We start from the raw sequence: 4,200 nt of genomic DNA on the forward strand, positions 1-4,200 counted from the left end.
ATATCCCCGGCCGGATCCCGGGGATCCGGGCCGGGCTGGCGGCCCGGCTGCAGGAGACCGACGTCACCGAATGGCTCGACACCGAGACCACCCAGACCGTCGCCCGGCGCCTCTGCCGGTCCCTCGGCATCGATCCCTATAATTGCTTCGCGACGCCGGACCTTCCCGACACCGGATGAGGAAGGGGCGGGCGGATAGGTCGGAGCCACCCCCTCACCCGAAATCGCTGCGCGATTTCGACCTCTCCCTGGGGAGAGGTATGGCAGCACCGCACTTTTTCCCTCTCCCGAGGGGAGAGGGAGGGGCCCGTCGCGTCGGCGACGGGAGGGTGAGGGGGCGTCGGCCTGGCCGAAGCCTACAGCGTCTGCGCCGAGAAGGTGTCGCAGGTCGTCGGGTTGCCGCTGTCATAGCCGCGGCGGAACCAGCGCACCCGCTGGTCCGAGCTGCCATGGGTGAAGCTGTCGGGCACGACATAGCCCTGGCTCTGCTTCTGCAGCGCGTCGTCGCCGACCGCGGCGGCGGCACGCATCGCGCTCTCGATGTCGCCTGGCTCCAGGAAATGGCCCTGCTGGTCGCCGCGCTTGGACCAGACCCCGGCGAAGCAGTCGGCCTGCAGCTCGACCCGCACCGACAGGGCGTTGCTGTCGCCGCCGCGGCCGCGCAGCTGGCCGACCTTGTCCATGATGCCGAGCAGGTTCTGCACATGGTGGCCGACCTCATGCGCCACCACATAGGCCTCGGCGAACTGGCCGGGCGCGCCGAAGCGGCGGCTCAGCTCGTCGAAGAAATCGGTGTCGATATAGACCATCCGGTCGGCCGGGCAGTAGAACGGCCCCATCGCCGCGCTGGCCGAGCCGCAGGCGGAGCGGGTGGCGCCGCTGAACCGCACCAGCTTCGGCGGCGCGTAGCGGCTGCCGGCCTCCTGGAACACCGCGCCCCAGGTGTCCTCGGTGCTGCCGAGCACGGCGGCGAGGAACTGGGACATCTCGTCCGGCGCCGCGCTGGACGGGCCGGAGGCGGTCTCCGTCTGGGACGGGCCGGGGTCGACCTGCTGCAGCAGGGCCGAAGGGTCGACGCCGAAGAACAGCGCCACCAGCACGATGACGATGGCGCCAATGCCGCCCACGCCGCCGACCGCGGCCGGGCGCATGCCGCGCCGGTCCTCGACATTGCTGCTGCGCCTCAGATCCTGCCAACGCATCGCCGTCTCTCTCCCCTGATGCGCCCGGGACAACCCGCGGCGGTCTGTCGGGTTCCATCCTAAGGGAGGTAGATCGATTGCGCGATCCGCCATCGTTTCGCCGCGGGATCCTGCCTAGGATGCGGAATCGTCTCGCTTCGGATGCCTCCCGGTCCCGGCATGCCTGTCCCGATCTCGCGCCTGCTGGCGGCCTGGATGGCCCTCTGCCTCTGCGGCGGCGTGCCTGCCGCCACGGCCGCCGGCGCCAAGCCCGGCCAGAACAGCTGCCGCTGGTCCTTCGACAACCGCTGCGACGAGCCGCTGATCGGCAGCGGCGACTGCGCCCCCGGCACCGACACCGCGGATTGCCGGGCGATCCGGGCGGGCGGCAACGACAGCTGCCGCTGGGCCAACGACCACAGCTGCGACGAGCCGAACATCGGCACCGGCGTCTGCGCCGACGGCACCGATGTCACCGACTGCCGGCCGCTCTACGCCCGGCGCAACCGCAGCAACAGCTGCGCCAGCGCCTTCGACGACATCTGCGACGAGCCGGTGACCGGCACCGGCCGCTGCGCTCCGCGCAGCGACACCGCAGACTGCCTCGGCCGCGACACCCCGGCCGGGATCCGCGACCATTTCTTTGGCCACGACCACCGCCGCCTCGCCGAGGTGGACCGCATGCCCTGGAGCGCGATCGGGGAGCTGACCTTCGACCACGGCTCCTGCTCCGGCACCATGGTCGGCCGGCGGGTGGTGCTGACCGCGGCCCATTGCTTCATGCGCGACGACGACACGCTGGACAAGCCGCGCCGCTTCCGCGCCGGCCGCGCCGGGTCGGCCCAGGTGGCGCAGGCCGGGGTGGCCGGTTTCTACCTGCCGCCCGGCTTCCGCGAGGGGCGCGGCCATGGCGGCGAGTCCTGGTACAATCTCGACTGGGCGCTGATCGAGCTGGACGCCGATATCGGCGACATCACCGGCACCATGGCCGTGCACCGGCTGAAGCCGGAGGACCGGGCCGAGATCGCCGCCGGGCGGTGGGAGCGGGTGATGCAGGGCGGCTATTCCTGGGATGCGCCGGACCGGATGACCGAGCATGTCGGCTGCCGCATCGTCTCGCTGCGCGACGACGGCACGCTGCTGCACGACTGCGACATGACCAAGGGCGACAGCGGCTCGCCGATCTTCGTCAAGCAGGCGGGCGGCTACGCCATCGTCGCCGTCGTCACCCGCTTCTACGGCGGCGACGACGGCAGCCGCTCGGCCTATCTCGCGGTCGACAGCCGGGCCTTCGAGAAGGCCGTGGCCAAATACGTCTCCGTCCATGGCGGCTGAGCGGTGAGGGGCCTCCTCGCGGCACTGGCCGTGCTGGTCCTGGCCGGGCCGGCGATGGCCCCCTCGGCCTGGGCCGACGACAGCTGCCGCTGGGCCGGGGACGGCACCTGCGACGAGCAGCGCTTCGGCGGCTCCGGCGAGTGCGCGGCGGACACCGACGATGCCGATTGCGCCGCCGTCAAGATCGGCAACAACAGCTGCCGCTGGGCCTTCGACGGCCAGTGCGACGAGCCCGGGATCGGCACCGGCGAATGCGACGCCGGCACCGACAGCACCGATTGCCGGGCGCTGAGCACGGGCGGCAACGACAGCTGCTACTGGGCGCATGACGGCGCCTGCGACGAGCCCGGCATCGGCACCGGCGTCTGCCCGGACGGCACCGACCTCGGCGACTGCCGGCCGTTCTATTCCCGGCGCAACCACATCAACAGCTGCGCCACCGCCTTCGACGATGTCTGCGACGAGCCGGGCATCGGCACCGGCCGCTGCGATGCCCGCACCGACACGGCAGACTGCCTGGGCCGCGACACCATCCCCGGCATCCGCGACCATTTCTTCGGCCATGACGACCGCCGCATGGTCCGGCCCGACCGCATGCCCTGGTCCGCGGTCGGCGAGATCGCCTTCGACAGCGGCGGCACCTGCACCGGCACGCTGGTCGGCCGCCGGGTGGTGCTGACCGCGGCGCATTGCTTCTTCCGCGAGGGCGGCGACCGCGACACGCCGAGCGGCTTCCGCGCCGGCCGCGACGGCGACGACGTGGTGGCGGAGGCCGGCATCGCCGCGGTCACCCTGGCGCCGGGCTATCGCCCAGACACCGACCGGGAGGAGGATGAGCGCGCCGATTACGGCTCGGACTGGGCGATCGTCCTGCTCGACGCCGATATCGGCGACCGGGCCGGCACCATGGTGGTGCACCGGCTGACCGCCGATGACGAGGCGCGGATCGCGGCCGGGCGCTGGCTGCCGCTGGTCCTGGCCGGCTATGCCTGGGACGCACCGGACCGGATGACGGCGCATAGCGGCTGCCACGCCCTGTCGCTGCGCCGCGACCACACGATGAAGCATGACTGCGACATGACCAAGGGCGACAGCGGCGGCCCGATCTTCACCAAGGAGAAGGGCGGCTACGCCATCGTCGCCGTGGTCACCCGCTTCTTCCGCGACGGCGGCAAGGACAACGCCTATCTCGCCGTCGACAGCCGCGCCTTCGCCGACACGCTGGCGAAGTACCTGTCGGCGCATGGGGGGTGAGCGCAGGACGGGGGGATCGGGCCGCCTTCGCCGTTGCGCCGGGGGCGCGAAGGCCCTAGCGTGCGGCACGTCATGACCGACGCACCCAACACCGCCCTTCTGCCCGAAGGCTTCTACGACGTCCTTCCGCCCGACGCGGCGCAGGAAGCGGCGGTGATCGAACGCATGATGGCCGTCCTCGGCGGCCACGGCTTCGACCGGGTCAAGCCGCCGCTGGTCGAGTTCGAGGACACGCTGCTGTCCGGCGTCGGCGCCAGCATGGCGCGCCACACCTTCCGCCTGATGGACCCGATGGGCAGCCGCATGCTGGGCCTGCGCGCCGGGTGCGGAGCAAAAGGGGTGTCGGAAAGCATGGGCGGTCGGATGAATGCTGGCGGCGACACGATAGTCCGACACGCGCGCGGCGTCCAGCGCCGGCCGCATTCGCCGCG

General features: G+C 71.9%; 4 protein-coding genes. 3 read left to right on the plus strand and 1 reads right to left on the minus strand.

Annotated features, from left to right (window positions below):
* Positions 1-355: 355 nt before the first annotated feature.
* Positions 356-1,201 carry a neutral zinc metallopeptidase gene (locus tag ABDW35_RS33105; RefSeq protein ID WP_343718107.1) on the minus strand — a complete coding sequence of 282 codons (846 nt, stop codon included), beginning with the start codon at positions 1,199-1,201 and terminating at the stop codon, positions 356-358.
* A 159-nt stretch (positions 1,202-1,360) separates the two neighbouring features.
* Here ABDW35_RS33105 and ABDW35_RS33110 point away from each other — a divergent pair, with 159 nt between their 5' ends.
* The 3 genes from ABDW35_RS33110 to ABDW35_RS33120 form a co-directional block, all read left to right on the plus strand.
* Positions 1,361-2,515, plus strand: coding sequence for a trypsin-like serine protease (locus tag ABDW35_RS33110; protein WP_343718108.1), 1,155 nt, complete (start codon positions 1,361-1,363; stop codon positions 2,513-2,515).
* Positions 2,516-2,518: 3 nt separating this feature from the next.
* Entirely contained in the window at positions 2,519-3,769 is a 1,251-nt protein-coding gene (locus ABDW35_RS33115) for a trypsin-like serine protease (RefSeq protein WP_343718109.1), read from the plus strand.
* A gap of 72 nt (positions 3,770-3,841) precedes the next feature.
* Positions 3,842-4,200: ATP phosphoribosyltransferase regulatory subunit (locus tag ABDW35_RS33120; protein WP_343718110.1), on the plus strand; the 359-nt coding region annotated here is incomplete at its 3' end.

The sequence above is a fragment of the Inquilinus sp. genome (assembly GCF_039594555.1).
In the GTDB taxonomy this organism is placed as follows: domain Bacteria; phylum Pseudomonadota; class Alphaproteobacteria; order DSM-16000; family Inquilinaceae; genus Inquilinus.